This window comes from Aliidiomarina celeris (assembly GCF_003316875.1).
In the GTDB taxonomy this organism is placed as follows: domain Bacteria; phylum Pseudomonadota; class Gammaproteobacteria; order Enterobacterales; family Alteromonadaceae; genus Aliidiomarina; species Aliidiomarina celeris.
In genome coordinates this window covers 57719-82578 of sequence record NZ_QMIL01000008.1, presented here as the reverse complement: position 1 = coordinate 82578, position 24860 = coordinate 57719, and the positions used below count along the sequence as shown (strand labels likewise).

Sequence of the window (24860 nt, the reverse complement as noted above, 5' to 3'; positions counted from 1 at the left end):
ATTGATTCGCTTTCATACCATGAATTAGGCAAGTAATAGAGGTGCCCCATGTACAATAAAGGACTTAAGGCATATCAAACGGTAGGTGTAACCAATCAAGCGGCCACGGCCGACCCTTACCGTGTGATCCAAATGTTGTTGCAAGGGGCGCTCGACAAAATGGCCATTGCCAAGGGTGCCATTGAGCGCAAAGACTATGAAAACAAGTCGAAGAACCTTACCAAGTCGGTGGCCATTGTGTCGGCTTTACAAGGCTCGTTAGACATGGACGTGCAGGCCGACGTAACCAATAATTTATACGACTTGTATTCCTTTGTAATGGACCAGCTTACCGACGTAAGCCTGGATAACGACGTGGAAAAAGTTGAACGCGCTATGTATGTGATTCGTCAAATTAAAGAGGGTTGGGACGCTATTCCGCCGCAAGCCCGCGACGAAGGTTTACGTATGCAAGAAGCACGCAAAGCGGTGGGCCGATGAGCGAGCCTATTGCCGAACCTTGGCAGCAACAAATTGCGGAACTCAGGCGCTTAGAAGCGGAAATTGAAGCCGCCTTAACCAACGCCGAAGATCCGTTGGAAAATACCAACGACACGGTACTTCTTCACCAAAAGGGGCTGCAACGCCTCTTTGCTGATCTTGGCGACACCCCACCGAGCGACGCACTGCGCGCAGAGTTAAAGATCACGCAAGCGCGATTAAGTGACTGGACTGCTCGTGCAGAAAAAGAGCGAGACGCAACGCGCGGGCGTTTATTGAATCTTGCGCAAGGGCGCAAAGCGAAAAAGCAATATTAATAATGATAAAAACAATTCAGTATCATCTCGCCGAAAATAAAGCCGATCAAGAACACATTGAAAACCAACAAAGCGAACGTCTAACTCATATTTGGCAAACCAACAAAGCGGTGTTTGCCAGCATGATGCCGAACTTGCTCGCTGCCTTCGACGACAACGTAGTCGACGAATTTGGTCTGTTTTGCAACAAACTTGGGCACTTTAACCTTGCCAGTAAGGGCAGTGGCCAGGTTATTTACGACCTAAACCCGAAAGCCGAAAGCGAACAAGACATTGCTGATTTTCAGCGGCAAGCGCCGGTGTTTCACCTTAGCGGTAATCGCACCAAGGCACAGCCATTGTTGCGTTCGTTCCAAATGCCGGAAAGTGGCGGTTATGTGCCTGCTCTCCCCATGAAGCCTTTGCCGGCGAAACCGCATACGGTCATTCTATTTGGTTTGGGGCTAGGCCATGGGCTCGAAGCCTTACTAAAAGTGTGCAGCCCAGAGAATATTGTGGTGTATGAGCCTAACCTCGACTTTTTCCGCGCCAGTGTTCGGGTCGCGAATTGGCAGGCGATATTGCTCGGTGCGCAAGATCGCGGAACGCGTATGTTTTTGCAAATAGGCCAAGACGCTTCCGGTATTGGCAGCGATTTAAAGGAATTGCACCAAGCGTTTCAATGCGACGAAGTGTTCGTGCTCCGCCATTATCACCACCCGGTGATGGACGCGGTATACGACTATGTGCTCAGTCCCGATTTTAGTTTACAGCAGCTGCTCGAAGGCAATGTTGAAGTGAAGCCGCAGCTGGCGGTGAATCAATACTTACCGCCGCGAGCAGGAAGGGTGCAAAGCAATGCTGGCCGTGAGCAAGCGAAAACTGTAATTGACGCAGCAAAGGAATTAAAAGCTAAAAACCTAGCGGCTTTTGCCGAGCAATTTCCGGATATTTACCAACAGTTTAAAGACTATAAACCGCGGCAGTGGCAAGCCTTTGTCGACGCTTCTGGTGAGCTGAACTTGTACCATGAGCTGCGTTTAGGTGCGCTTTACCATGCTCAGCCCAGTCAATTGGCAGCGCAAAGCGTGCAGTTATTCAGTGAAGAGCCGAATCGCAATGACATGTTCGCCGGCTATACTGGCGGTAAGTTGTGGTCGTATGTGCATTTTCAGCATGCACGCCAGTTTGGTGCTTTGTTCGACGAGCTTGAAAGCGATGGCCAATTTATTCCCGACGTTTTAAGCAGTGTGATTTGGTTTGGTATGGGGCTCGGGTATCAGCTCGAACAGTTGGTTAACCACTATGATGTGAAGTCACTTTATATTTACGAGCCGAACCCAGACTTTTTCTATTGGTCACTGTTTACCGTGCCGTGGCATGAAATTTTGCCGCAGCAGCGCGAGAAAGGCATGCACTGGTATATCAACATTGGCGACGACGGCACCTATTTAAGCGAAGACATGTTTTCGCAGTTTCACTCTGAAGGCGGCTATTTAACCGCGAGTGCATACTTTTATATTCCCATGCATTATCCGGCTATGCAGCAGAATATTCAGCAACTGAAACGAGACTTTCAAAGCTATTTAATGCTCTGCGAATACTATGACCATGTGCGGTTTTATTTGGCTCATTCCTTAGAAAACTTCAGCAAGGGCGCGTTGGCGTTGCGTAAAAATGCGGTGGTGCCCGAAGCTTTGCGCGAAACACCGGTCATGATTGTCGGCAATGGCCCGTCTCTAGACGCCACTATTGAGCTGTTAAAAGAGCGCGAGCACGAATTTATTATTGTTTCTTGTGGCACTACGCTCAAAGCGCTTTACGAAGCGGGCATTACGCCCGACTTTCACACCGACGTAGAACAGAACCGCGCCACCTATCATTGGGTCACTCAGGTGCCTGATCGGGCATGGTTAAAGCAAGTTCGCGCGCTCACGTTAACCTCTTTTCATCCCGACACTGCCGCGCTCTTTAACGAGCATTGGGTGGTGTTTAAAAAGGGCGAGTCGGGCACGTCGTGTTTCTTGCGCTCGAAGGAAGTGGCCAAACAATTCGCCACGCTCGACTATTGCTACCCAACGGTGAGCAATATGGCGCTTTCGATCATGTTAAAAATGGGCTTTACCAATATTTACCTGACCGGGGTGGATCTTGGCTTTAAAGACTTCGAGCATCATCATTCGAAACGCTCGGCTTATTACAAGTCGCCCACGGAAAAAAGTTGGAGTAACTACCGAAAATCAGCTGGCGACGGTATTCCCGTGCGCGGAAACTTGCAGCCTTGGGTGTTGACCAAGTACGAGTTTCATTTGTCGTCGCGAGTGATGAGCCAACTGCTACGCATTGAAGAGCAGGCGCAGGTTAAAAACACCAGCGACGGGGCCTTTATTCAGGGCACGACGCCCTGCCGTTTCGAAGACATTCCAACGGCCGCACCCTTGCAACGCGAGGCGGTACTGGCCGACATTCGGGCGGCATTGTTCACCCGTGAGCACATTGAGCCTATGGTGGAACGGGTGCAAGCGCTCAACAACGCAGAGCGTATTCGCGAGGAAGCCGAGCGTTTCTTGCAGTTGTTGCAAACTCCTGTTCATTCGCGGAATGAGGCAATGGAACGACTCGCGCAAGAAAAAGCGTTACTTACCGAGCTCTTTGTAAGCGGGCAGTCGCTGTGGTTTTACTTAATTTATACCAGTGCGCACTTTGTGAGTTCCGCGTTGGTTCGCTTGCTCTACATTGCGGATAATGAGGAAACCTCACTCGAGAATTTCCGTCGTGGCACTGAAATATGGCAAAGCTATATAGAAACAGCGCGCGACCAATGGATTGAGCAAGGCACAAGCTTCGACCAAATTATGGTGAAAGCTTTGCAATCCACGGCTGCAAGCCCGCCAACAACGCCGTAAGTTCGGTTTTGAGTTGTTCCATGGTGTCTGCGGTTAACCGTTCTTGTTCGATTAAATGCAGCAGCAGGGCGGCAATGTTGCGGTTTAGCGGCTCGGCCCAAAGTGGCATGGGTTGGTGCAGGTTGCGTTGCACGCGAGCCTGATAACGCGGGTGGTTCAATAGCGTGTGTAGTTCTTGCTTCCTTGGTAATCCAGTGCTTGGTAAACCCGTGCTTTCCAACCAAGGCGAAAATACCGCCGCTACATTTAACTGCACTGGTAATTTCTTCCAGCCTAACTGTGCTTGGCTGCAGCGATTAAACAGTATTGCTGGAATGTCGCTATTGCGCGGGGTTAGCTCGGTAACCGGCTGGCCACCAAAATCGAGCCCTTCACTCAATTGGTATACTTTTGCTCCCACGCGCTCTATGGCAAGGGAGGCCTGTAACGCCGCGAGTTGAAACTCACGCTTGGTGAGTAGAGCGTCGCCATGAACACCGGTTACCGGAATTAATTCGCCACTTATTCTGGCGTAATGGCTCGGGTCTTGGTGGTCATAGTAAGAGCCTTGCGCGTGGTGTTCGGTAATAGACGCAAAGGCAAAGTCGACACCGCTAAGCCATATTTCTTTGGCGCCAAGTTCGGCGAACAGCGGTATAGCAAGGTTGAGTACGGTTGGAAACGCATGCTCAATGCGAATGGTGTCGTCGGGAAAGCCTGGCAGCAGTTCGTCTACCGTGTGGCCCGACAGCATAAAACTCATCGCGGCGCCAAACTGAGCGCGCTCTTCGTGGTTAAAACCGGCAGGCGCTAACAGCGTGGTGTCGCGCAGTTGCTCTGGCGTAAGCCGGCGAATATGCCAAGCGCTGAGTTCGAGCTCGAGGTGCACATGCGGTTGTATGTCGTGGTTGAGTAAGGTGGTAAGCGTGCTGCCGCAAGAGGCAATTATATAGCCCTTTGCTTGCCCCGCTTTAATCGCTTGAATAGCTTTGTTCAACGACGGCCCATTACCCAGCACAAGCACGGGCAACCGCTTGTTTTCCGAGCTCGGCCATTGCGTGCGTCGGGTGAGAAATTGTTGGGGCTCTACTACCGCATTAAACATGGTTTGCAAGGTGCGCTCTAAACCCATGGCGGGCTGTACCCAATAGCGCAGCTCCAATTCAACAAGCATGCGGGTTTGCCGCGCATTCGCGCTGTCTTCACCTTGGTAGAGGCGAAGCTGCCAAGCAGTTTCCGGCGGCAGTTGTTGCAAGCAGGCGAACAGCTTGTCGGGTAAGTGGTTGCTGTCGGCAGTACACTCAACAACCTCAACACCGCGCTGCGCAAAACGCTCCCGCTCAGGAAATGGCTGCTCACTATGGAGCCAAATAATGCGCTGCAGTTTGGGGAGCTCATAAACCGCTTGTAACACGCCGGGGTGGGCACCACAGAGTAGCAGATTACAAACCCCCTCAAGTGTGAGCGGTGCTGTTCGAATGTGCTCAATCAGTTGGTTTTGCAGTACAAACTCGCGTTGGTTTTTAAACTTATGGGTTTGCGGCCGCAACGTGGGGGCGCTGTCGTGGCAATACTGCATGGCTTGCTGAAAATGCCAACCGTGTTCACCGGCGTTACTGTGTTCGACAGGCGTGTGTGCTAATTCCGTAAACGGAAAGGTGCGAATGCCATGTTCCTGCAAAATATCGCGATCGGCAGCAAACTGGGTTTGGCTTACTCCAACTTGAAAAAGCAACTGTGTTTTTTGCATTATCGAGGTCCAGTCGCAGCAATGGAAACTGGCCACTAAGGTGTCGAGCTGCTCAACATAAAGTAATACTGCGCTGGTTTGTAATTCATCAAGCGCCCTTATTAACTGCTCGCCATCGTCGGCAAGGGTAGCGGCCACAAGCGCATACTGAGGTTTCTGATCAACAAGGGTATAGCGCTGGCGAAACGGCTGGGGCGGCCAGCGCATTTTTAGGCTTTCGTGTTCAAGTAAGTTTCCTACACCCGTGCGATCACAACAGAGGGTTTGTTCCTGCCACTTATGCGCACGAAGTTGTTGTGCAAGCTCAGGCACCTGCAGTTGTAACAGGGTTAAATTGTGGAAAAAGCGCTCACGCGCCTGCTCGAGCCAGTTGGTTAAACGTTGCTCGTTGGCCTCGAGTTGATGGCGCATATCACGAAATTGCATTAGTCGGCCTCAAGCTCAGCGAGGGCATGCAGCATACGCGCGATCACGTTCTGCTGTGCTTTATCACTCATATTCTCGTGCAAAGGGAGGCTGAGCGTACCTTCATAATAAGCCTCGGCTCCGGGGTAGTCGCCCGCAGCAAAACCAAATTGCTGGTATTCTGGCCGTAAGTGCACAGGCTCATAGTGCATCTGTACCGGAACCCCGGCAGCGCGAAGCGCATTGTAAATGGCGAGGCGAATATCGGGGTCTACCTGAACCACAAACAGGTAATAGTTTGGCGTAACGTTAAACTCTACGTGTAGTGTCATAAGTGCGGTGTCGCCAAAAGCGTCGAGATAGTTTTCCGCTAGGCTATTACAGCGTTCAACGCAGGCCGGCAATGTTTCAAGTTGTGCCAGCATGAGCGTAAAGGTGTCTCGTGAAACATCAACATTGTGCTCCGAGAACTCGGCGTGAGGCGTGGTGAGCAATGCGGCCACGGGCTCGTGCTCATTGCCGGCGCGATAGAAGCCGAGCACACAAATATCTGCATAGGCGCAGCTACCCACCGACTGATCATTGTAGTGCCCGCCTAAGGCGTGGCTAGCGTCTTCGATTAGCAAAATACCATGAGGCCGGCAGAGATCGCGCAGGGTTGCCATGTCGCAACTGGCGCCGGCAAAGTGCATGGCAATCACAGCGCGCGGCAAGTTATTGTTGCGTTTGGCGTCGCTCAGCATGCCCGCTAGGGTGCTGGAACAAAGCGCACCAGTGGCCGGGTCCACATCAATAAAGCGCACTGCGGCGCCACACGAGCGAGCAGCGTTTACATGAGAAACAGGGCCGATGGGTGACATCCAGACCGTATCGGTTGCGCCAATGCCAGCGGCTTCACAGGCAAGCTGAAGCGCGGCGGCGGTGGAACTTACCGCAATTCGATACGGAGCAAAACCGAGCTGATCACAGTAGTTTTGCAAACGCTCGCTCAGCGCTGCATCGGTGTTTTCATCGTGCGGCATACCCTCTCCTAACATGCCTTTTACTTTAACCCTGTTGCCTTTAGCTCTGTCGCGTTTAAAAGCTCGGCAATAATGAAGTCTTGTTGGCTCTCTGCAAGCGTAGTGAATAACGGTAGGGTAAGTGCCTGTTGGTAATAGGTCTCCGACACAGGAAAGTCGCCGTGGTTGAAGCCTAAAGCTTGGTAGTCCGGCTGCGTGTGCACTGGAATATAATGTACCCATACACCAATGTTGGCGCCGCGTAAGCGATGAAACAGCGGCTCGCGCTGTTCAGCCGGCACCTGAATCACGAACAAATGGTAGCTGGAATAACTGTGCGCAGGAACCTGTAACGCGCCAATAGGGCTGCCTTTAAGCGCCTGTGAGTAGCGCTCAGCTAAGTGATTGCGTTGTTGAATAAAGCGGTCGATTTTGCTGAGCTGGCTAAGGCCGAGTACCGCTTGTAAATCCGACAGCCGGTAGTTGTAACCAAGCTCATGCTGTTCGTAATACCATTGTGGAGCGTTGTTATTCTGCATCCGAGCTTTGTCTTTGGTAATGCCATGACTGCGCAACATGGCCAAGCGTTCGGCCAGCACTCCGCTATTGGTGGTGATCGCGCCGCCCTCGGCGGTGGTAATAATTTTCACCGGATGAAAGCTGAATACGGTCATGTCCGAGTAGCGACAGCAGCCGACAGGCTCACCCTCGTATTTGCCGCCAATTGCGTGGCTGGCGTCTTCAATAATACGGATATTGAGCGGTGCGCAAAGCGCATGAATCGCTTTCATATTACAGCTTGCACCGGCAAAATGAACGGGTATAAGTGCCTTAGGCAGCGGCTTTCCCTGTTCTTGTGTGTTGGCAATTTTTTCGGCAAGCGCCTGCACACAGAGGTTGCCGGTGGTGGCATCAATATCGACAAAGTCAACCGCGGCGCCACAGTAGCGTGCGGCATTTGCCGACGCCACAAAAGTATTGGGTACGGTCCATACAAGGTCGCCCGCGCCAACGTCGAGCGCTAAACAAGCCAAGTGCAAGGCAGCGGTAGCCGACGACACCGCAACCGCATGCTGCGCGTGGCAGTAGCTGGCTAATGCCTGCTCGAACGCCTCAACCTTTGGCCCTTGAGTAATAAGGGGGCTTTTTAAAACCTCAACAACAGCTTGAATGTCTTCAGCGTCTATTTCTTGGCGACCGTATGGAATCATAACAAGCGACCTGCTTCAAAAAGGGGCGACAGCAACTACGACTCAGCAACAATATTGAAGTCGCGAATTTGCTCTTGGTTTAAAAACTCGGGGTTATTCTCCGAGTTGTACTCAAAATTCATTGCAACTTGCTTGCCAGTTTCACCCAAGCTATTACGGCCGTAATTAAGTTTACCGTCGAACATTTTAATACTCGGCGCAATCACATAGTGGTCGCTAAATTCAAAGGTATGGTAGCTATCGTCGGCGGGGCACATGACTTCATGCAGCTTTTCCCCTGGTCGAATACCTATAATGTTATGGCTCAGGTCGGGTGCCATGGCTTTGGCGAGATCGGTAATGCGTACCGACGGAATTTTTGGCACAAATATCTCGCCTCCCTGCATGCGTTCAAAATTCTTCAACACAAAGTCGACGCCTTGTTGCAGGGTAATCCAAAAGCGGGTCATGTCTTGGTGGGTAATGGGCAGCTGGGTTGCGCCTTTCTCAATCAGCTGTTTGAAGAAGGGCACTACTGAGCCGCGCGAGCCCACTACATTGCCGTAGCGCACCACCGCAAAGCGGGTAGGGCGGCCGCCGGTCATATTGTTGCCGGCGACAAAAAGTTTGTCCGAGCAGAGTTTGGTGGCGCCGTATAAGTTCACCGGGTTGGCGGCTTTGTCGGTCGACAGCGCAATAACTCGTTTTACGCCATTGTCGATAGCTGCGAGCACCACGTTTTCCGCGCCATCAACATTGGTACGAATACATTCAATAGGGTTGTATTCCGCCGCCGGAACCTGCTTTAGCGCCGCTGCGTGAATAACGTAGTCGACCCCGTACATGGCGCGTGACAAACGTTCACGGTCGCGCACGTCGCCAATAAAGTAGCGCATACACGACTGGTCGAAAACCTGCTGCATTTCATATTGCTTAAGCTCGTCGCGGCTATAAATAATAATTTTCTTCGGTGAATACCGTTTAAGTAAAGTTTCAGTGTACTTTTTACCGAACGAGCCGGTACCGCCAGTAATTAAAATATTCTTATTATCAAACATGGCTTTACCCTTATAAATTCGCTGTTTCATTTATAACAGTAATCGTGCTGTTCGACCAGAGGTGGCGCGGACTTTTCGCGTTTGCTGAACGGCCTGAACATGCTATTGTGAATACTGAATAAACAAGGCGAGCGGTTTGCTATACGCAGTAGGTAGAAAGTAGTGGGAACAAGAGCGCATCAAATTCAGCAAGCATTACAGCAATGTATGGAAGAAGTTGCCGCCCAAACGGGGGCGGAATTAGCCGACATGTCGCCCAACACGGCGCTACATGAATCCGGATTAGACGCACTGGGATTGGCTATGGTTATTGCCAAACTCGACGAAAAACTGGGGTGTTCGCCGTTTCGAGACGGCTCTGCAGAAGGGTTGCCCTGCACGTTGGCGGAATTGGTGCAGCTTTATCAACACGCCGACGACTCGTATTAGCACTTTTCGTAATGCATGACGAACAGAAAATAAAAAAAGCACCCGAAGGTGCTTTTTTTTCTGTTTTTTCAAACAGTGAATTCGCAATCAAATTACGCAGCAAGTGCCTTAATGTGGCCTGCTAAACGGCTCTTATGGCGAGCTGCTTTGTTCTTGTGAATTAGGCCCTTAGCCGCGTAGCGGTCTAAAATTGGGGTTAATTCAACATACGCTTTTTCAGCGCTTTCTTTATCGCCAGCAGCAATAGCTGCGTTAACTTTCTTGATGTAAGTGCGCATCATTGAGCGGCGGCTTGCATTATGCTGACGGTTTTTTTCCGCCTGAAGCGCGCGCTTTTTCGCAGACTTGATGTTAGCCAAGGTGAACTCCTGAAATAATTCGAAAAACGGTTCTAAATTTTAAGGTCGGGGACTATGCCTTTTTCCCTTGGAAAAGTCAATGAGAACCGCCCTTAATTTGCACAAATTATCGCTCATTGCAGGGGGTAAGATCAAGCTTAGTGTTTGCGCGTGGGTTCAGATTGTAGCTAAGCGCCTTACCGTGCTAGTCTTTAGTCCATTCGTTCAGTCAACATTGAAGCTCGTCTCGTGAGCCAAAACAGCGCCCCCCAACACACAAAACAACCGACAAAACTTATTCGCTCGGGTATGATCGTGAGCTTTATGACGTTCCTCTCCCGTGTTCTGGGTTTAGTACGCGACGTGGTTATTGCTGGGCTCATGGGCGCCGGTGCGGCGGCGGACGTATTCTTCTTTGCTAATAAAATCCCCAACTTCTTGCGTCGCTTATTTGCCGAAGGCGCATTCGCGCAAGCCTTTGTGCCTGTGCTCACCGAGTATCACCGCGGCAAGTCGCTCGACGACACCAAACTCTTGATTGCACGGGTGTCGGGAACCTTAGGAACCCTAGTGGGGGTTATTACCCTTGCGGCAGTGGTGTTGTCGCCGGTGGTGGCGGCACTGTTCGGTATGGGTTGGTTTCTCGACTGGTGGCACGGTGGGGAACACGCTGAAAAATTCGAACTGGCCAGTTTGTTGTTGCGTATTACCTTTCCCTATTTATTCTTTATTACCTTAACCGCCTTGGCTGGGGCCATTTTAAATACCCTTGGGCGTTTTGGCGTGGCGGCCTTTACCCCAGTTCTGCTCAATGTATCGATTATTATTGCGGCACTTTTTATCGCGCCCTTACTCGCACAACCGGAAATCGGGCTAGCGCTAGGTGTGTTTATCGGTGGCGTGGTGCAGTTTTTATTTCAGTTGCCGTTTTTGCGCCAAGCCGGTGTGTTGGTGCTACCCAAGTGGGGGTGGCGCGACCCGGGCGTGGTAAAAATTCGCACCCTTATGATTCCCGCGCTGTTTGGCGTGTCGGTAAGCCAAATCAATTTATTGTTCGACACTCTTATTGCCAGTTTTCTGAAAACCGGCTCCATTAGTTGGCTGTATTACGCCGATCGCTTATTAGAGTTCCCGCTAGGTTTGTTCGGTATTGCCATTGCCACGGTTATTTTGCCGGCCTTGTCTGCGCGCCATGTGGATCAATCTGCCGAGGCATTCCGCCACACGCTGGACTGGGGCGTTCGCATGGTGGTTATGTTAGGTGTGCCTGCCATGGCAGGGCTTATTGTATTGTCGGAGCCCATGCTGATGGTGTTATTTATGCGCGGCGAGTTTAGTGCCAACGATGCTGAAATGGCATCCTTTGCGCTCATGGCTTATGCCTCGGGGCTGTTGAGTTTTATGCTGGTGAAAGTGCTCGCCACTGGGTTCTTTTCTCGCCAAGACACCAAGCGACCCGTGAAATACGGCATTATTGCCATGGTAGCCAATATGGTGTTCAACGTTATTTTTGCAATTCCCTATGGCTATGTGGGCCTTGCCATTGCAACGGCGTTGTCCGGTACTGTGAATGCTTTTTTGCTCGGCGCAGTGTTATACCGCGAAGGCGTGCTCGCATTGCCGCGTACTACCCAAGTGTTTGTGTTGCGGGTGGTGCTCGCCGCGCTTGCTATGGCCACGCTACTGGTGTGGCAAAACCCGAGCACCAGCGCTTGGGTTGCGGCCTCGCTGCTCGATCGGGTGTGGTGGTTAACGGGCTTAATTGCAGCGGGTGCGCTCAGTTTTGTAGTGACCTACGCGGTGCTCGGTGGGCGCGTGCGGCACTTAAAATCACACGAACACGACTAGGGGCGAGAAAGTGCTGAATCCAACCCCAGCTTTCGCTATAATCGCGCGCTTATGAAACTAATTCGTGGCTTACATAATATTCGCCCGCGGCACCGCAATTGCGTGTTGACCATTGGCAACTTCGACGGCGTTCACTTGGGGCATCAAGCGGTGCTCGCGCGTGTGCGTGACCGCGCGGCGCATTTGCAGTTACCGGCCGCGGTGATGATCTTTGAACCTCAACCACTCGAGCTCTTTCGCCCAGCGCAAGCGCCGGCGCGGTTAACCCGTTGGCGAGAAAAGTTTGAATTAATGACCCCGCTCGGGCTCGACTACCTTATTTGCACTCGTTTTAACGGCGAGTTCTCGCAGCAACCTGCCGAGCACTTTATTGAACAGGTGTTGGTCAAGCAGTTAGGTGTGAAGCATTTGGTGATTGGCGACGACTTTCGTTTCGGCAAAGGGCGCGAGGGTGACTTTGCCCTATTGCAGCGGGCAGGCCAAAGGTTCGAATTTCAAGTGTCCGACACACAAAGCTTTTGCCAAGCGAAAACGCGGGTGTCGTCTACCTTGGTGCGCGAAGCGTTGGCGCGCGGTCAGTTTGATCAAGCGGCACACATGCTCGGTCACCCCTTTCATTTTACTGGGCGGGTGAGCCATGGCGAAAAAAATGGCAGAAAGCTTGGTTTTCCTACTGCAAATCTACCGCTCAGGCGGTTACACTCTCCCTTGAAAGGGGTGTTTGCGGTTTCGGTAGTGTTGCAAACACAGCCGGGCAAGTTTGAGTGGCATCAAGGGGTGGCCAATATTGGTAAACGGCCAACCTTGGCGGGCCAGCAGATGCAAATTGAAGTACACATTTTCAACTTTAATGCGTCTATTTATGGGGCTCACATGCAAGTGTACCCAGAGTTTCATATTCGCGACGAGCAGCCTTTTGCGTCGCTGCAGGCGTTGCAAGAACAAATAGCGAAAGACACGGCCATGGCAAAACATTGGTTTGCAACCCATAACCCTCTCTTTCAAGAGCCTTTTCGTACACGTTTAAGTACCGGTGGACAATCAGCATGAGTGCAAGTGAAAAAGATTATAAATCCAGTTTGAATTTACCCGATACCGCCTTTCCAATGCGCGGTAACCTTGCCCAACGCGAGCCTGAAATGTTGGCGCGCTGGTACCAAGACAACCTGTATGGGCAAATTCGTGAAGCGCGCGCTGGGCGCGACAAATTCATTTTGCACGACGGCCCTCCCTACGCGAACGGCTCTATTCATATTGGCCACGCGGTAAATAAAGTCATTAAAGACATGGTGGTAAAGTCGAAAACCTTAAGCGGGTTCGACGCGCCTTACGTACCGGGTTGGGACTGCCATGGGTTGCCCATTGAGTTGGTCGTAGAAAAGAAATATGGCAAGCCGGGGCAAAAGCTCAGCGCCGCAGAGTTTCGCGCAAAGTGCCGTGAGTACGCGCAAAGCCAAATCGACGGCCAGCGAGAAGACTTTAAGCGCTTAGGTGTATTAGGCGACTGGGATCGGCCTTACCTCACAATGAACTTCAAGCAAGAAGCGAACATTGTGCGGGCGCTGGGTGCCATTATGGACCGTGGCCACGTGCAGCAAGGCTTTAAGCCGGTGCACTGGTGTACCGATTGTGGTTCTGCCTTGGCCGAAGCCGAGGTGGAGTACAAAGACAAAAACTCCCCAGCTATTGATGTGCGCTTTCCATTAGTGAACGAAACCGACGCAGTGGGCCGTTTCGCGCACCCAGAAGGCCACGACGGGCAAGGCCCGGTGAGCTTACTTATTTGGACCACCACCCCTTGGACTATTCCCGCCAACATGGCGGTTACGTTAGCGGCTGATCTTGAATATGCCTTGGTGCAAGTGGAAGCCGGCAATGCCGAGCAAGCGCCCGAGCGATTAATTCTCGCCAGCGACTTAGTGGCCTCAGCCATGGAACGCTATGGTATTTCGAAATACCACAAACTTGGTTTTTGTAAGGGCGAGGCGTTAGAGCATTTACTGCTCAAACACCCGCTCCAAGCCCGTGAAGTACCCGTTATTTTGGGCGACCACGTTACTACCGACTCCGGTACCGGTTGTGTGCACACGGCCCCGGGGCATGGTGTCGACGATTTCAACGTCGGTAAAAAATACGGCCTTGAAGTGTATAACCCAGTGGGCGACAACGGTGTGTATAAGCCCGATACCCCCGAATTTGCTGGCCAACACGTATTCAAAGCCAACGCCGCTATTGTTGAAAGCTTAAAAAATGCGGGTTGTTTAATGCACCACGAAAGCTATTTGCATTCTTACCCGCATTGCTGGCGCCATAAAACGCCCATTATTTTCCGTGCTACGCCGCAGTGGTTCGTCAGCATGGACCAAGAAGGCTTGCGTAGCCAAGCAGTGAAAGAAATCGGCAAAGTGCGTTGGGTGCCAGAATGGGGCGAGCAACGTATTGCGGGCATGGTGGAAGGTCGGCCAGACTGGTGTATTTCTCGCCAGCGTACCTGGGGCGTGCCGCTCACCTTATTTGTGCACCGCGACACCGACGCGCTGCATCCGCGTTCAGCCGAGTTACTGGAAGCTGTGGCAAAGCGTATTGAAGCCGAAGGTATTCAAGCTTGGTTCGATTTAGAGCCAGAAGAATTGCTCGGGAGCGAAGCCGGCCAATACCGTAAATTAACCGATACCCTCGACGTATGGTTCGACTCGGGTGTCACCCATTATGCGGTACTCGCCCAAGACGAAAGCTTGAGCTGGCCGGCGGATTTGTATTTAGAAGGCTCTGACCAACATCGTGGTTGGTTCCAGTCGTCGTTGCTCACGGGTGTCGCTACACGCGGCGCCGCGCCGTTCCGGCAAGTGCTTACGCACGGCTTTACGGTAGACGGGCAAGGGCGGAAAATGTCCAAGTCGCTCGGTAATGTGGTAGCGCCGCAAGAAGTGTGGAACAAAATGGGTGCCGATATTCTGCGCTTGTGGGTTGCGTCGAACGACTACACGGCAGAAATGACGGTGTCGGACGAAATTTTAAAACGCTCTGCCGACGCCTATCGCCGTATTCGCAACACTGCGCGGTTCTTATTGGCCAACCTCAATGGTTTTGAGCCGGCAAAACACCAAGTGGCGGTAAACGACATGGTGGCTGTCGATCACTGGATTGTGAACCGTGCGCGCGTTTTGCAGCAAGAAATTGAACAAGCCTTCGACGACTATCTGTTCTTAACCGTGGTGCAAAAATTAATGCATTTTTGCTCCATTGAATTGGGTAGTTTTTATCTCGACATTATCAAAGACCGTCAGTACACGGCAAAACGCGACAGCGATGCACAACGCTCGTGCCAAACTGCGCTTTGGCACATTGCCGAAGCGTTGGTGCGCTGGATGACGCCAATTATGAGCTTTACCGCGCAAGAAATTTGGGAGCAAATGCCAGCGCCGGTAGCGGGCGAACGCAGCCCCTATGTTTTTACCGCCGAATGGTACCAAGGCTGGCCGCAAGGGGTTGAAGCTGAAGATCGCGTGGGTAATGCGGCGTGGCAAACCTTGTTGGAAGTGCGCGGCGAAGTGAACCGAGCGTTAGAAATGGCGCGGAAAAACAACGAAATTGGCGGCTCGCTGCAAGCCAAGGTTACCCTTTACAGTAACGACACTGTGCACACCGCACTGAGTAAAGCGGGCGACGAACTGCGCTTTATTTTGTTGACCTCCGACGTGCAACTCGCGCCGTTGGCCGACGCGCCGGAGCACGCGTTTGCCACCGAGCTCGACGGCTTGAAAGTTGTGGTTACGCGCATTGCCCATGCCAAGTGTGCACGCTGCTGGCATCACCGTGAAGACGTGGGCCAACATAGCGAACACCCAGAGCTTTGTGGCCGCTGTGTCACCAACGTGGCAGGCAACGGCGAAACGCGAGCGTTCGCCTAATGAGTATGGAAAAGCCCCAACATTGGCGGCAAAGTGGGCTCAAGCTGCTCTGGTTAAGTGCGCTTATTGTGGTGCTCGACCAAGCCACTAAGTTTTGGATAACCCACAACTTGGTGTACATGGTAGACCGCATCGAAGTACTGCCGTTTTTCGACATTATTTATGTGCTGAACCCCGGCGCTGCATTTAGCTTTTTAAGTGACCAAAGTGGTTGGCAGCGTTGGTTTTTTGCACTTTTGGCCATTGTAATTTCGGCTGTGCTCGCGGTGATGCTACGTAAGCAACCGCAAAGTCTGTGGCGAGTAAATGTTGCCTTTGCGCTTATTATTGGTGGTGCGATCGGCAATGTCGTCGACCGCATTCGTATTGGGGCGGTGGTCGATTTTCTCGATATCCACTACCAAGGCTGGCACTGGCCTGCGTTCAACATTGCCGACAGCGCTATCGTGTGTGGCGCCTTGTTGATGATCCTCGACGGAGTGCTGAGTTATTTAGAAGAGCGTAAAGCTGCTGCAGTAAAGGACAACAACCATGAGTGAACTCGTGCCGATACAGGCAGGTAGTAAAGTAGTGTTTCACTTCGACATTAAGCTCGACGACGGCTCTGCCGCCGACAGCACGCGTGTACATGGCAAGCCTGCTCGGCTTACCATTGGCGACGGCAATTTAACGCCGAACTTTGAGCAGTGTTTGTTGGGTTTGCAAGCCGGAGATAAGCGTGAGTTTGCACTGGAGCCGGCCGACGCTTTTGGCGAGCCGAATCCGCAAAATATTTACCAGGTAGAGCGGGTTCGCTTTTCTGCAGACACGCCGCCAGAAGTGGGTGCTATTATTGCCTTTACGCAACCCGACGGTCGTGATCTGCCGGGTATTGTGCGTGCCATTGAAGGACCGATGGTTACCGTAGACTTTAACCATCCGCTTGCTGGCCAACGGGTTACCTTTGCGGTTGAAATTTTAAGTGTGGAGGCGTCATGAAAATTGTGCTCGCGAACCCTCGCGGTTTCTGTGCCGGTGTAGACCGTGCCATTACCATTGTCGAACAGGCGTTAGCCTTGTTTGAGCCACCCATTTATGTACGCCATGAAGTGGTACATAACAAGCACGTGGTGGAAGGGTTGCGGGCGCGTGGCGCGGTATTTGTGGAAGAATTACACCAAGTGCCCGACCACAGTATTGTGATTTTTAGTGCACATGGTGTTTCACGTGCAGTGCGCGACGCCGCAACAGAGCGTGGATTAAAGGTATTTGATGCCACCTGCCCACTGGTCACCAAAGTACATATGGAAGTGACCCGAGCCTCGCGTCGCGACCAAGAATGTGTACTGATTGGCCATTCCGGACACCCCGAAGTGGAAGGCACCATGGGGCAGTATTTTAGCCAAGAAGGCGGTATTTATTTGGTGGAGTCGGTTGCCGACGTAGCTAATCTGCAGGTAAAAGACCCAACCCAGCTGCACTATATGAGCCAAACCACCTTGTCGGTAGACGACACCGCCGACATTATCGACGCGCTTCGTGAGCGTTTTCCTGCTATTCAAGGGCCGCGCAAAGACGACATTTGCTATGCCACACAAAACCGCCAAGACGCGGTGCGTGAACTTGCCGCCGACGTAGATGTGTTGTTAGTGGTCGGCGCACGCAATAGCTCGAACAGTAACAGATTGCGCGAGCTGGCGGAAAAAATGGGGACCACCGCTTACCTTATAGACGACGCAAGCTGTATCGACACAAGCTGGCTGGAAGGCGCTCAGTCGGTGGGGGTTACGGCTGGAGCCTCAGCACCGGAAGTGCTGGTGCAAGAGGTGATAAACTTCATTAAGCAGTTCGGCGGCGCGGAAGTTCAGGTTGACGAACGCTCGGGCCGAGAAGAAAACGTAACCTTTTCGATTCCGCCGGAATTGCGCGTCGTGCAGGTGTCTTAAGCTCCTGTATATGTTGTAAGCCATTGCTGTTTTTGATGGCATTTGGCGAAAACGCTTCACACACTAAGCTCTGTATTCACAAACCGAACCCCTCGGTTGGAAACGGAGCTTTTTTCTATGTTTCAAGGAAGGTTTCAAGAACGGTTTCAAGAACGGCCGCAAGGTTTTTCGTTGCTCGAGCTTATGCTGGTATGTGCGCTTATGGCGCTGTTGTTGGGCTTCGGCGGCGTGCAATTTACCCAGTGGCATTGGCGCAGCCAATTTAGCGCAGAAATTCAACAGGTGTTGGCGAGCTTTGAGCTGGCAAAAACTCAGGCGCAAAAACACAACCGCGACTACTGGCTTGGAATTCAAGCGCAGTGCCTTTGGCTCGCGCCCACCGAGCATTCCAACTGTAATGAAAGTGCCGCCTATGAGCGCCCGCAGAGCCTTAATTGGCAAGCGGAGTTTGCCAGCGGAAACCAAGTTAAGTTTACCGCAGGGCGTGGCATGTCGGGCTTCAGTTCAGGCCGGTTGCGTATTCAGCATCGGCAGTTTGCGGGGCATGAGGTACGCCTTATCATGAGCGCACTCGGTCGTATTCGGCTATGCGAAACCCAGCCACTGCTCAATGGCGTGCCCCCGTGTTAGCGTTAACTTTCACGTCCGCCCTACGCGCACGAGCAACAACCTTGCGCCCATTAGTAACAGCGCGGCGTTTGCTGCCAACAGCTTTGCGTTTCCTAGCCAGACCGCAGCGTAAAGACGCGCTCGGCTTTACCTTAGTGGAATTCGTACTTGCCAGTAGTTTGGCAGCATTGCTCGCAACAGCACTGGTTGCGGTGTTTACCCGCTATTACAGCGAGCTTGAACAGAGCAACCAAGCCTTTGTACGCCAGCAGCAAACGCAGTATTGGTTACATTGGCTTTGGCGCGACATGCACCGGCAAGCGCTGGTTGATCAACGGCCAAGCTACCATGCAGATCAGCAATGTTTGCTTTATGGCGAGGCTGGCGTTCGTATTCGTAACACCCATTTGCAGTGGCGCCCCGCGGGAGCCGCATGCGACAGCAATGGTTGGCAAGCCTTGCACGATCCCGCGCAAGTTCGTTTTCGCGCGCTCGAATGGTCACCCGAGGCGCTCTGTTTAACCTCGCGCAGTGTGAGCGGGCCTGCGCGCTTATACAAGGAATGTATGCCATGGCCTCCGTTTTAAATTATGGGTTCCACGCGAGGCAGTGCCTCGCCTACACACCACCACCGGCCGTAGGCGCGGCATCGCCGCGCAATCAGGGCAGCGTTTTATTAGTGGTCTTAGGGCTTGTTGCGGTGGTTAGCGTGGCGGTAGTAAGCCATAGCGCGCTGCGTCAGCAAGCACTTTTGCAGCAACAAGAGCGCAGCGCACTGGCAGAACTGCATTGGGGTTTAGATGTGTTATTGCGCCAAGCAGGGCATGCCATCGACAACACGGAAGCCCAAGCCTGGCCGCCGCATTGGCAACTCCCCGCCGACATCGCGCAGAATGTGTCGTACCAAGTGGAACGCACGCTCACACCGTGCCCCGAGGGGTACAGCGGTGACTGCTATCAGGTAACAGTAGCGCTACAGGGGCGAGCCAATACCGCGCTTTCTGGCGCGCGAAACTTTTGGGCAGCGGAGGGGTGTGGCGCGTATGGCTATGCAAATCTACCGAAATAGCCGTGGCTTTACCTTAGTGGAAGTCATGCTTGCGGGAGTTATCGGGGTGTCGGCATGGGTTGCAGTTGATCTTGTGCGTAACCAAGTGCGCATGCTGGACCGGCAACTGAGCACTGAGCAACAGCAGCTTGCACAGCAGGCACTGAATTGGCGTGAATTTGCAGCTGCTTGGCCGCAGTTGGAGCGGTTAGAGCATGCGCCCGCCTCGTGCACTATGCCTGCTGGCGAATGAGGAAAAAATTTAATGTGGCGCGACTCTTGATATGGCGCGATTCTTGAATAAACCCTACTGAACCCGCGTGGTGTCGAACTTCTGGCGCCCGTGAGAGGCAGTGAAAACGGTGTTCACAAAGGATTAGGGGTTTATGCAACAATTCGCACTCGCGCAAGATTTCTACCAAAATAATAAGCGCCATTTAATTGGTATCGGCACGCCTATCGCGGTTTTGGCTATTTTGGCCATGGTAATTTTGCCGTTGCCGCCGCTGCTGCTCGACATTCTCTTTTCGTTTAACATTACCTTGTCGATGATGGTGTTGTTGGTGGCCATGTATACACGCAGGCCTCTCGAATTCGCAGCATTCCCTACGGTTCTACTGGTGTCTACCTTGCTCCGGTTGGCCCTAAATATTGCCTCTACGCGGGTCGTTTTACTTTACGGGCAGGAAGGCCCAGACGCCGCCGGTCAAGTTATCGAGGCCTTTGGCTCCGTGGTTATTGGCGGTAACTACACCGTGGGCTTGGTGGTGTTCCTCATCCTTATCATCATTAACTTTATGGTTATTACCAAAGGTGCGGGGCGTATTTCAGAAGTAACCGCGCGCTTTACCCTCGACGCCATGCCGGGTAAACAAATGTCTATCGACGCCGACTTAAACTCCGGCCTTATTGATCAAGAGCAGGCCCGGGCAAGGCGTGAAGACGTCACCAAAGAAGCCGATTTCTACGGCTCTATGGACGGTGCCAGTAAATTCGTAAAAGGCGACGCTATCGCCGGTTTGCTTATTTTGGGTATTAACTTAGTGGGTGGTGTGCTCATTGGCACGCTGCAGCACGATCTCACTTTCGGAACCGCCATTGAAACCTACGCGCTACTTACCATCGGTGACGGTTTAGTGGCACAAATTCCGTCGCTTTTACTGTCAACTGCAACCGCAATTATTATTACCCGTGAAAACGCCGACAAAGACATGGGCGAGAACATTAGCTTCCAACTTGCCGGCAATCCGCGGGTTCTCATTATTGTGGGTGCCATTCTGTTTATCATGGGCATTGTGCCCGGTATGCCGCACGTTGCGTTTTTGTCGATGTCTTTACTCACCTTAGGGGCAGCGTACTTGCGCTTAAAAGCACAGAAGAAAGAGAAAGAAGGCGAGTTGGTGCAAAAAGGTGGCGAGCTTACAGAAACAGGGCGGCCCCGCGAAACCAAAGAAATTGGTTGGGACGACGTACACCAAGTCGACACCATTGGCTTGGAAGTGGGCTACCGGCTGATTCCCTTGGTGGATAAAAACCAAAGCGGTGAATTGCTGGCGCGCATCAAAGGTGTACGGAAGAAGCTGTCGCAAGAACTGGGTTTCTTGGTGCCGCCGGTGCATATTCGCGACAACCTCGACCTTGGCCCGAACCAATACCGTATTACCTTGCTTGGGGTAACCTTTGGCGAAGCGGAAATTCGGCCCGACTGGGAACTGGCGATTAACCCCGGCCAAGTGTTTGGTCAGCTAAAAGGCGAAGCGACCAAAGACCCTGCCTTTGGTTTAGACGCCGTGTGGATTAAACCGGAAGATCGCGAGCATGCACAAACTCTGGGCTATACCGTGGTAGACGCAGCCACAGTAGTAGCCACGCACGTGAGCCAAATTCTAACAAACAACGCCGCGCAACTGGTGGGCCACGACGAAACACAGCAATTGCTCGACTTATTAGCCAAGGCGCAACCGAAGTTAGTGGAGAACCTAGTGCCCGACGTGTTGTCGTTGTCGACTATTACCAAGGTTCTGCAAAACTTGTTGGAGGAGGGCGTGCCTGTGCGCGACTTCCGCTCGATTATTCAAACCCTTGCGGAATATGGCGGCAAGAGCCAAGACGCCGATGTACTCACGGCCGCTGTGCGTATTGCGCTGCGTCGGTTGATTGTGCAAGAGGCTGCCGGCGGTATGGAAGAACTGCCTGTCATAACCTTGGCGCCAGAGTTGGAACAGATGTTGCATCAATCGCTGCAGATGGCAGGAAACGAAGGTGCTGGTATTGAACCTGGACTTGCAGAGCGGCTACAACAGAGCTTGCGCGAGGCGCACCAACACCAGGAAATGAATGGCCAACCTTCAGTTCTGCTGACGTCCGGTATGTTACGCAACACGCTTTCGCGCTTCACGCGCAACAGCTTGCAAGGTTTACATGTGTTGAGCTACCAAGAAATACCAGACGACAAACAAATTAGAATTGTTAGCTCAATCGGTCAGTAAGGGGCAGCTGAGCTCGCTTGGCGGAGATAGATACTATGAAAATTAAACGTTTTTTTGCTAAAGATATGCGTTCGGCGCTGGCAGAAGTAAAGCGCACATTAGGGCCAGAAGCGGTGATTATGTCGAATAAAACCGTGGCTGGCGGCATTGAGTTGGTGGCCGGTTACGACCCCGAAACGGTGCCCGCTTTCGCACAGCCGAGTGCGCCTGCAGAAAAACGTCAGAATTCTGTCACCCCAGTAGCAGATTTACGTGGCGGCGAAGAAAAACAACAGGCCATTGCCAGCTCGTTACAAGATTTGCTGGCGCGCCAAAGCGCTGCAGCGCAAATGGCGGAAAGCGCGGCTGCGCAGATGGCAGAGAACGACGCGGCGCAAATGGCCGAACCCCAAGCCCAAGCCCAAGCTATCCCCACACTGGAAGAGCAGCAACGCGAAGCCTTTATTGAACCCGTAGTGCAGGTTGCAGGCCAAGCGGTCGCCGAATCGCACATTCTAAACGAAGAGCAAGTTGCTCAACGACTCGCAAGCCAAGGCCATGCGCAAACAAGTGCGAACGACCCCAGTATTGAACAAATGCGTGCAGAAATGGCTTCTATTCGTGCATTGCTTGAACACCAAGTGTCGGGCTTAATGTGGCAAGAAGTCGAGCGCCGCGAGCCTATGCGCGCGCTGTTAATTCGTAAACTGCAAAATTTAGGTTTTACCGCAGAAGTAGCCGACCAAATTTCGTGCTTTATTCCCGAGTCGTTGTCGGAAAAAGAAGCGTGGCAACAAACCTTGCAGCTCATGGAAGGTCAGGTACAAACCACCAGTAACGATATTTTGAGCAAAGGCGGTGTGGTTGCCTTAGTGGGCCCTACGGGTGTGGGTAAAACCACCACGGTGGCCAAGCTAGCGGCCCAGTTTGCGCGCCGTCACGGCCCCGACAGCGTAGCCATGATCACCACCGACTCATACCGAATTGCTGCGGCAGAACAGCTGCAAACCTTTGGTCGCATTATTGGTTGCCCGGTAAAAGTGGCAAAAGACGCCGACGAATTGAATGCGGTACTGGCGCAGTTTCGCCAGCGTAAATTGGTGTTGATCGACACTGCCGGCATGAGCCAACGCGACATGCGCCTAAGTGAGCAATTACAAACCTTAATGCGCAATAGCCGCTTACGTATTCGCCCGTATTTAGTGTTGTCGGCAACGGCGCAGGCGGCAGTACAAGAAGAAATTGTACAGCGCTTTAAAAAGTTACCTTTGAGCGGTTGTATTTTAACAAAAATTGACGAATGTCTAAGTATTGGCGAATCGTTGAGTGTGAGCATTCAAAACTCCTTGCCAATAAGTTATCTTACCGATGGACAGCGAGTGCCGGAAGATATTAAAGTGGCGGAATCAAGTAAGCTCATTGCGCGCGCAGAAAAAATGGCGAAAGCTCGGGCGCGTAACGATCATCGTTTCACCACCCACGCCGCAGCGGAGGTTTATTAGCCTGAACGCTGCACGGCAAGTAAAACTGAAGTAAACTGACTACATGTAGTGGTTTTTGTAACAGTAGAAGAGAAGTTTCAGAGTGAACGATCAAGCGAGCGGTTTAAGGCGAATGATGAAACGCAACCAAGTCAAAGTAATCGCGGTAACGGGAGGCAAAGGCGGCGTGGGTAAAACCAACGTGTCGCTGAACATGGCTGTGGCCATGGCTAACCAAGGTAAACGCGTGTTGGTGCTCGACGCCGATTTAGGCTTAGCCAACGTAGACGTAGTGCTCGGTTTGCGGGTTGAGAAAAACCTCTCGCACGTGTTGGCGGGTGAATGTGATCTCGACGACATTCTGGTGAAAGGCCCAGGCGGCATTCAAATTGTTCCGGCAACTTCGGGTACGCGTTCTATGGTGGAATTGTCGCCGCAGGAACACGCCGGCTTAATTCGTGCCTTCAGTACTATGCGTACCGAGTTCGACGTGTTGATCGTGGACACCGCGGCCGGTATTGGCAATATGGTATTAAGCTTTGCCCGCGCCGCGCAAGACGTGGTGGTGGTGGTGTGCGACGAACCTACGTCTATTACCGACGCCTACGCCCTGATAAAAGTTTTAAGCCGTGAACACGGCGTATTTCGTTTTAAAGTGGTCGCGAATATGGTTCGCACCATGCGCGAAGGTCAGATACTATACAACAAGTTAACAAAGGTAACGGATCGTTTCCTCGATGTTGCGTTAGAATTAGCGGCGATTATACCGTTCGACGAAAATCTACGAAAAGCCGTGCGCAAGCAGCAGCTTTTAGTGGAAGCCGCGCCACGCTCGCCAGCGTCGCTGGCATTTAAAGCGCTCGGAGCGCGGGCGGGGAATTGGCCGATACCTACACAAGCCGGTGGCCACTTAGAATTTTTCATTGAGCAATTGGTTTCTCAACAAGACACCGTGAGGAATGCCGCGAATGAATAAAGTTGCAGCTTATGTGTCGCAAGCGCGCCAACAACAGCATATTGTTGAGCAACACACCAACCTCGTGAAGCGCATTGCGCATCATATGGTGGCGCGATTGCCCGCAAGCGTGCAGGTCGACGATTTAATTCAAGCCGGTATGATTGGGCTACTTGAGGCGTCGAAAAATTTCGAGCAGGGTAAAGGCGCAAGTTTTGAAACCTTTGCCGGAATTCGTATTCGCGGCGCCATGCTCGACGAAATTCGCCGCGGCGACTGGGCGCCACGTTCGGTGCACAAGAATAGCCGGATGATCGCCGACGCGGTGCGCCAAGTTGAAAATGAAACCGGCCGCGACGCGCGCGACCAAGAAGTTGCAGCCAAGTTAGGCATGTCGCTTACGGAATATCATCATATTTTGAATGATGTTATGTCGGGGCGTATGATCGGAATTGAAGACTTGGGCGTATCCGATGACGTTCTGGTTTCGGGTATGCAAGATACCGATTATAACGAACCCTATGGCGACATTGAGCAAGACGCTTTTCAGCGCTCGCTTGCCGATGCAATACAAACCTTACCAGAGCGTGAAGCTTTGGTACTTTCGTTGTATTATGACGAAGAATTAAATCTTAAGGAAATTGGGCAAGTCCTCGATGTGAGTGAATCTCGGGTGAGCCAAATTCATAGCCAAGCCATGGTGCGATTAAAATCTCGCATGCGCACTTGGACAGAGTGATATACTCAAGCGGAATTCGATCTGACATGCCTCAGTGGAGGGTA

The 24860-nt window shown here is 52.2% G+C and carries 23 protein-coding genes; 18 read left to right on the top strand and 5 right to left on the bottom strand.

Going from position 1 to position 24860, the window contains the following annotated elements; all coding sequences use genetic code 11:
- Nucleotides 1-48 precede the first annotated feature (48 nt).
- From fliS to DQW12_RS12745, 3 genes are read left to right on the top strand one after another with little or no spacing between them, the layout of a single operon-like run.
- The gene (gene fliS, locus DQW12_RS12755; protein WP_113908256.1) at nt 49-480 is read left to right on the top strand and encodes a flagellar export chaperone FliS; all 432 of its coding nucleotides are present in this window, start codon (nt 49-51) and stop codon (nt 478-480) included.
- Entirely contained in the window at nt 477-797 is a 321-nt protein-coding gene (locus tag DQW12_RS12750; protein ID WP_113908255.1) for a hypothetical protein, read from the top strand. The genes fliS and DQW12_RS12750 overlap by 4 nt, the downstream gene beginning before the upstream one ends.
- A 2-nt stretch (nt 798-799) precedes the next feature.
- Nucleotides 800-3682 carry a 6-hydroxymethylpterin diphosphokinase MptE-like protein gene (locus DQW12_RS12745; protein WP_113908254.1) on the top strand — a complete coding sequence of 961 codons (2883 nt, stop codon included), beginning with the start codon at nt 800-802 and terminating at the stop codon, nt 3680-3682.
- Here DQW12_RS12745 and DQW12_RS12740 read toward each other — a convergent pair.
- From DQW12_RS12740 to pseB, 4 genes are read right to left on the bottom strand one after another with little or no spacing between them, the layout of a single operon-like run.
- A complete protein-coding gene (locus tag DQW12_RS12740; RefSeq protein ID WP_113908253.1) occupies nt 3630-5837 on the bottom strand; it encodes a 6-hydroxymethylpterin diphosphokinase MptE-like protein in 2208 nt (735 codons plus the stop codon). The genes DQW12_RS12745 and DQW12_RS12740 overlap by 53 nt on opposite strands.
- Nucleotides 5837-6838 carry a DegT/DnrJ/EryC1/StrS family aminotransferase gene (locus tag DQW12_RS12735; RefSeq protein WP_198683963.1) on the bottom strand — a complete coding sequence of 334 codons (1002 nt, stop codon included), beginning with the start codon at nt 6836-6838 and terminating at the stop codon, nt 5837-5839. The genes DQW12_RS12740 and DQW12_RS12735 overlap by 1 nt, the downstream gene beginning before the upstream one ends.
- A 20-nt stretch (nt 6839-6858) precedes the next feature.
- Nucleotides 6859-8028, bottom strand: coding sequence for a UDP-4-amino-4,6-dideoxy-N-acetyl-beta-L-altrosamine transaminase (gene pseC, locus DQW12_RS12730; protein ID WP_113908251.1), 1170 nt, complete (start codon nt 8026-8028; stop codon nt 6859-6861).
- A 35-nt stretch (nt 8029-8063) separates the two neighbouring features.
- On the bottom strand, nt 8064-9065 hold the full coding sequence (gene pseB / locus DQW12_RS12725; protein ID WP_113908295.1) for a UDP-N-acetylglucosamine 4,6-dehydratase (inverting): 1002 nt from the start codon (nt 9063-9065) through the stop codon (nt 8064-8066).
- A 162-nt stretch (nt 9066-9227) separates the two neighbouring features.
- Here pseB and DQW12_RS12720 point away from each other — a divergent pair, with 162 nt between their 5' ends.
- A complete protein-coding gene (locus tag DQW12_RS12720) occupies nt 9228-9494 on the top strand; it encodes a phosphopantetheine-binding protein (RefSeq protein ID WP_113908250.1) in 267 nt (88 codons plus the stop codon).
- A 92-nt stretch (nt 9495-9586) separates the two neighbouring features.
- Here DQW12_RS12720 and rpsT read toward each other — a convergent pair whose 3' ends face one another.
- Entirely contained in the window at nt 9587-9853 is a 267-nt protein-coding gene (gene rpsT / locus DQW12_RS12715; RefSeq protein WP_113908249.1) for a 30S ribosomal protein S20, read from the bottom strand.
- A 228-nt stretch (nt 9854-10081) separates the two neighbouring features.
- On the opposite strand from rpsT, the gene murJ reads away from it, so the two are divergent.
- From murJ to DQW12_RS12645, 14 genes are all read left to right on the top strand, one after another.
- Nucleotides 10082-11680 (top strand): murein biosynthesis integral membrane protein MurJ, encoded by a 1599-nt coding sequence (murJ, locus tag DQW12_RS12710; protein ID WP_269800937.1) that lies wholly within the window; start codon nt 10082-10084, stop codon nt 11678-11680.
- Between the two features lie 51 nt (nt 11681-11731).
- Nucleotides 11732-12730: a bifunctional riboflavin kinase/FAD synthetase gene (gene ribF / locus DQW12_RS12705; protein ID WP_113908248.1), complete on the top strand. Its 999-nt coding sequence runs from the start codon at nt 11732-11734 to the stop codon at nt 12728-12730.
- On the top strand, nt 12727-15591 hold the full coding sequence (gene ileS / locus DQW12_RS12700) for an isoleucine--tRNA ligase (protein WP_113908247.1): 2865 nt from the start codon (nt 12727-12729) through the stop codon (nt 15589-15591). The genes ribF and ileS overlap by 4 nt, the downstream gene beginning before the upstream one ends.
- Entirely contained in the window at nt 15591-16130 is a 540-nt protein-coding gene (gene lspA / locus DQW12_RS12695; RefSeq protein ID WP_113908246.1) for a signal peptidase II, read from the top strand. Before ileS ends, lspA begins: the two co-directional genes overlap by 1 nt.
- Nucleotides 16123-16569, top strand: a complete 447-nt coding sequence (fkpB, locus tag DQW12_RS12690) for an FKBP-type peptidyl-prolyl cis-trans isomerase (RefSeq protein WP_113908245.1) — start codon at nt 16123-16125, stop codon at nt 16567-16569. The genes lspA and fkpB overlap by 8 nt, the downstream gene beginning before the upstream one ends.
- Nucleotides 16566-17516: a 4-hydroxy-3-methylbut-2-enyl diphosphate reductase gene (gene ispH, locus DQW12_RS12685; protein ID WP_113908244.1), complete on the top strand. Its 951-nt coding sequence runs from the start codon at nt 16566-16568 to the stop codon at nt 17514-17516. Before fkpB ends, ispH begins: the two co-directional genes overlap by 4 nt.
- A gap of 117 nt (nt 17517-17633) precedes the next feature.
- Nucleotides 17634-18146, top strand: coding sequence for a GspH/FimT family pseudopilin (locus DQW12_RS12680; RefSeq protein ID WP_113908243.1), 513 nt, complete (start codon nt 17634-17636; stop codon nt 18144-18146).
- Nucleotides 18140-18712: a hypothetical protein gene (locus DQW12_RS12675; RefSeq protein WP_113908242.1), complete on the top strand. Its 573-nt coding sequence runs from the start codon at nt 18140-18142 to the stop codon at nt 18710-18712. Before DQW12_RS12680 ends, DQW12_RS12675 begins: the two co-directional genes overlap by 7 nt.
- Nucleotides 18697-19194: a hypothetical protein gene (locus DQW12_RS12670; protein ID WP_113908241.1), complete on the top strand. Its 498-nt coding sequence runs from the start codon at nt 18697-18699 to the stop codon at nt 19192-19194. Before DQW12_RS12675 ends, DQW12_RS12670 begins: the two co-directional genes overlap by 16 nt.
- Nucleotides 19169-19426, top strand: a complete 258-nt coding sequence (locus DQW12_RS12665; protein WP_113908240.1) for a prepilin-type N-terminal cleavage/methylation domain-containing protein — start codon at nt 19169-19171, stop codon at nt 19424-19426. The genes DQW12_RS12670 and DQW12_RS12665 overlap by 26 nt, the downstream gene beginning before the upstream one ends.
- Nucleotides 19427-19559: 133 nt before the next feature.
- Nucleotides 19560-21662: a flagellar biosynthesis protein FlhA gene (gene flhA / locus DQW12_RS12660; protein WP_113908239.1), complete on the top strand. Its 2103-nt coding sequence runs from the start codon at nt 19560-19562 to the stop codon at nt 21660-21662.
- Nucleotides 21663-21697: 35 nt separating this feature from the next.
- The gene (gene flhF / locus DQW12_RS12655) at nt 21698-23143 is read left to right on the top strand and encodes a flagellar biosynthesis GTPase FlhF (protein WP_113908238.1); all 1446 of its coding nucleotides are present in this window, start codon (nt 21698-21700) and stop codon (nt 23141-23143) included.
- A 112-nt stretch (nt 23144-23255) separates the two neighbouring features.
- Nucleotides 23256-24098: a MinD/ParA family protein gene (locus DQW12_RS12650; protein WP_113908237.1), complete on the top strand. Its 843-nt coding sequence runs from the start codon at nt 23256-23258 to the stop codon at nt 24096-24098.
- The gene (locus DQW12_RS12645) at nt 24091-24816 is read left to right on the top strand and encodes an RNA polymerase sigma factor FliA (RefSeq protein WP_113908236.1); all 726 of its coding nucleotides are present in this window, start codon (nt 24091-24093) and stop codon (nt 24814-24816) included. The genes DQW12_RS12650 and DQW12_RS12645 overlap by 8 nt, the downstream gene beginning before the upstream one ends.
- Nucleotides 24817-24860 lie beyond the last annotated feature (44 nt).

Coding starts and splice junctions, on each gene's coding strand:
- fliS (WP_113908256.1), top strand. CDS start 49: ATGTACAATAAAGGACTTAAGGCATATCAAACGGTAGGTGTAACCAAT.
- DQW12_RS12750 (WP_113908255.1), top strand. CDS start 477: ATGAGCGAGCCTATTGCCGAACCTTGGCAGCAACAAATTGCGGAACTC.
- DQW12_RS12745 (WP_113908254.1), top strand. CDS start 800: ATGATAAAAACAATTCAGTATCATCTCGCCGAAAATAAAGCCGATCAA.
- DQW12_RS12740 (WP_113908253.1), bottom strand. CDS start 5,837: ATGCAATTTCGTGATATGCGCCATCAACTCGAGGCCAACGAGCAACGT.
- DQW12_RS12735 (WP_198683963.1), bottom strand. CDS start 6,838: ATGCCGCACGATGAAAACACCGATGCAGCGCTGAGCGAGCGTTTGCAA.
- pseC (WP_113908251.1), bottom strand. CDS start 8,028: ATGATTCCATACGGTCGCCAAGAAATAGACGCTGAAGACATTCAAGCT.
- pseB (WP_113908295.1), bottom strand. CDS start 9,065: ATGTTTGATAATAAGAATATTTTAATTACTGGCGGTACCGGCTCGTTC.
- ribF (WP_113908248.1), top strand. CDS start 11,732: ATGAAACTAATTCGTGGCTTACATAATATTCGCCCGCGGCACCGCAAT.
- ileS (WP_113908247.1), top strand. CDS start 12,727: ATGAGTGCAAGTGAAAAAGATTATAAATCCAGTTTGAATTTACCCGAT.
- lspA (WP_113908246.1), top strand. CDS start 15,591: ATGAGTATGGAAAAGCCCCAACATTGGCGGCAAAGTGGGCTCAAGCTG.
- fkpB (WP_113908245.1), top strand. CDS start 16,123: ATGAGTGAACTCGTGCCGATACAGGCAGGTAGTAAAGTAGTGTTTCAC.
- ispH (WP_113908244.1), top strand. CDS start 16,566: ATGAAAATTGTGCTCGCGAACCCTCGCGGTTTCTGTGCCGGTGTAGAC.
- DQW12_RS12680 (WP_113908243.1), top strand. CDS start 17,634: ATGTTTCAAGGAAGGTTTCAAGAACGGTTTCAAGAACGGCCGCAAGGT.
- DQW12_RS12670 (WP_113908241.1), top strand. CDS start 18,697: ATGGCCTCCGTTTTAAATTATGGGTTCCACGCGAGGCAGTGCCTCGCC.
- DQW12_RS12665 (WP_113908240.1), top strand. CDS start 19,169: ATGGCTATGCAAATCTACCGAAATAGCCGTGGCTTTACCTTAGTGGAA.
- flhA (WP_113908239.1), top strand. CDS start 19,560: ATGCAACAATTCGCACTCGCGCAAGATTTCTACCAAAATAATAAGCGC.
- flhF (WP_113908238.1), top strand. CDS start 21,698: ATGAAAATTAAACGTTTTTTTGCTAAAGATATGCGTTCGGCGCTGGCA.
- DQW12_RS12650 (WP_113908237.1), top strand. CDS start 23,256: ATGATGAAACGCAACCAAGTCAAAGTAATCGCGGTAACGGGAGGCAAA.
- DQW12_RS12645 (WP_113908236.1), top strand. CDS start 24,091: ATGAATAAAGTTGCAGCTTATGTGTCGCAAGCGCGCCAACAACAGCAT.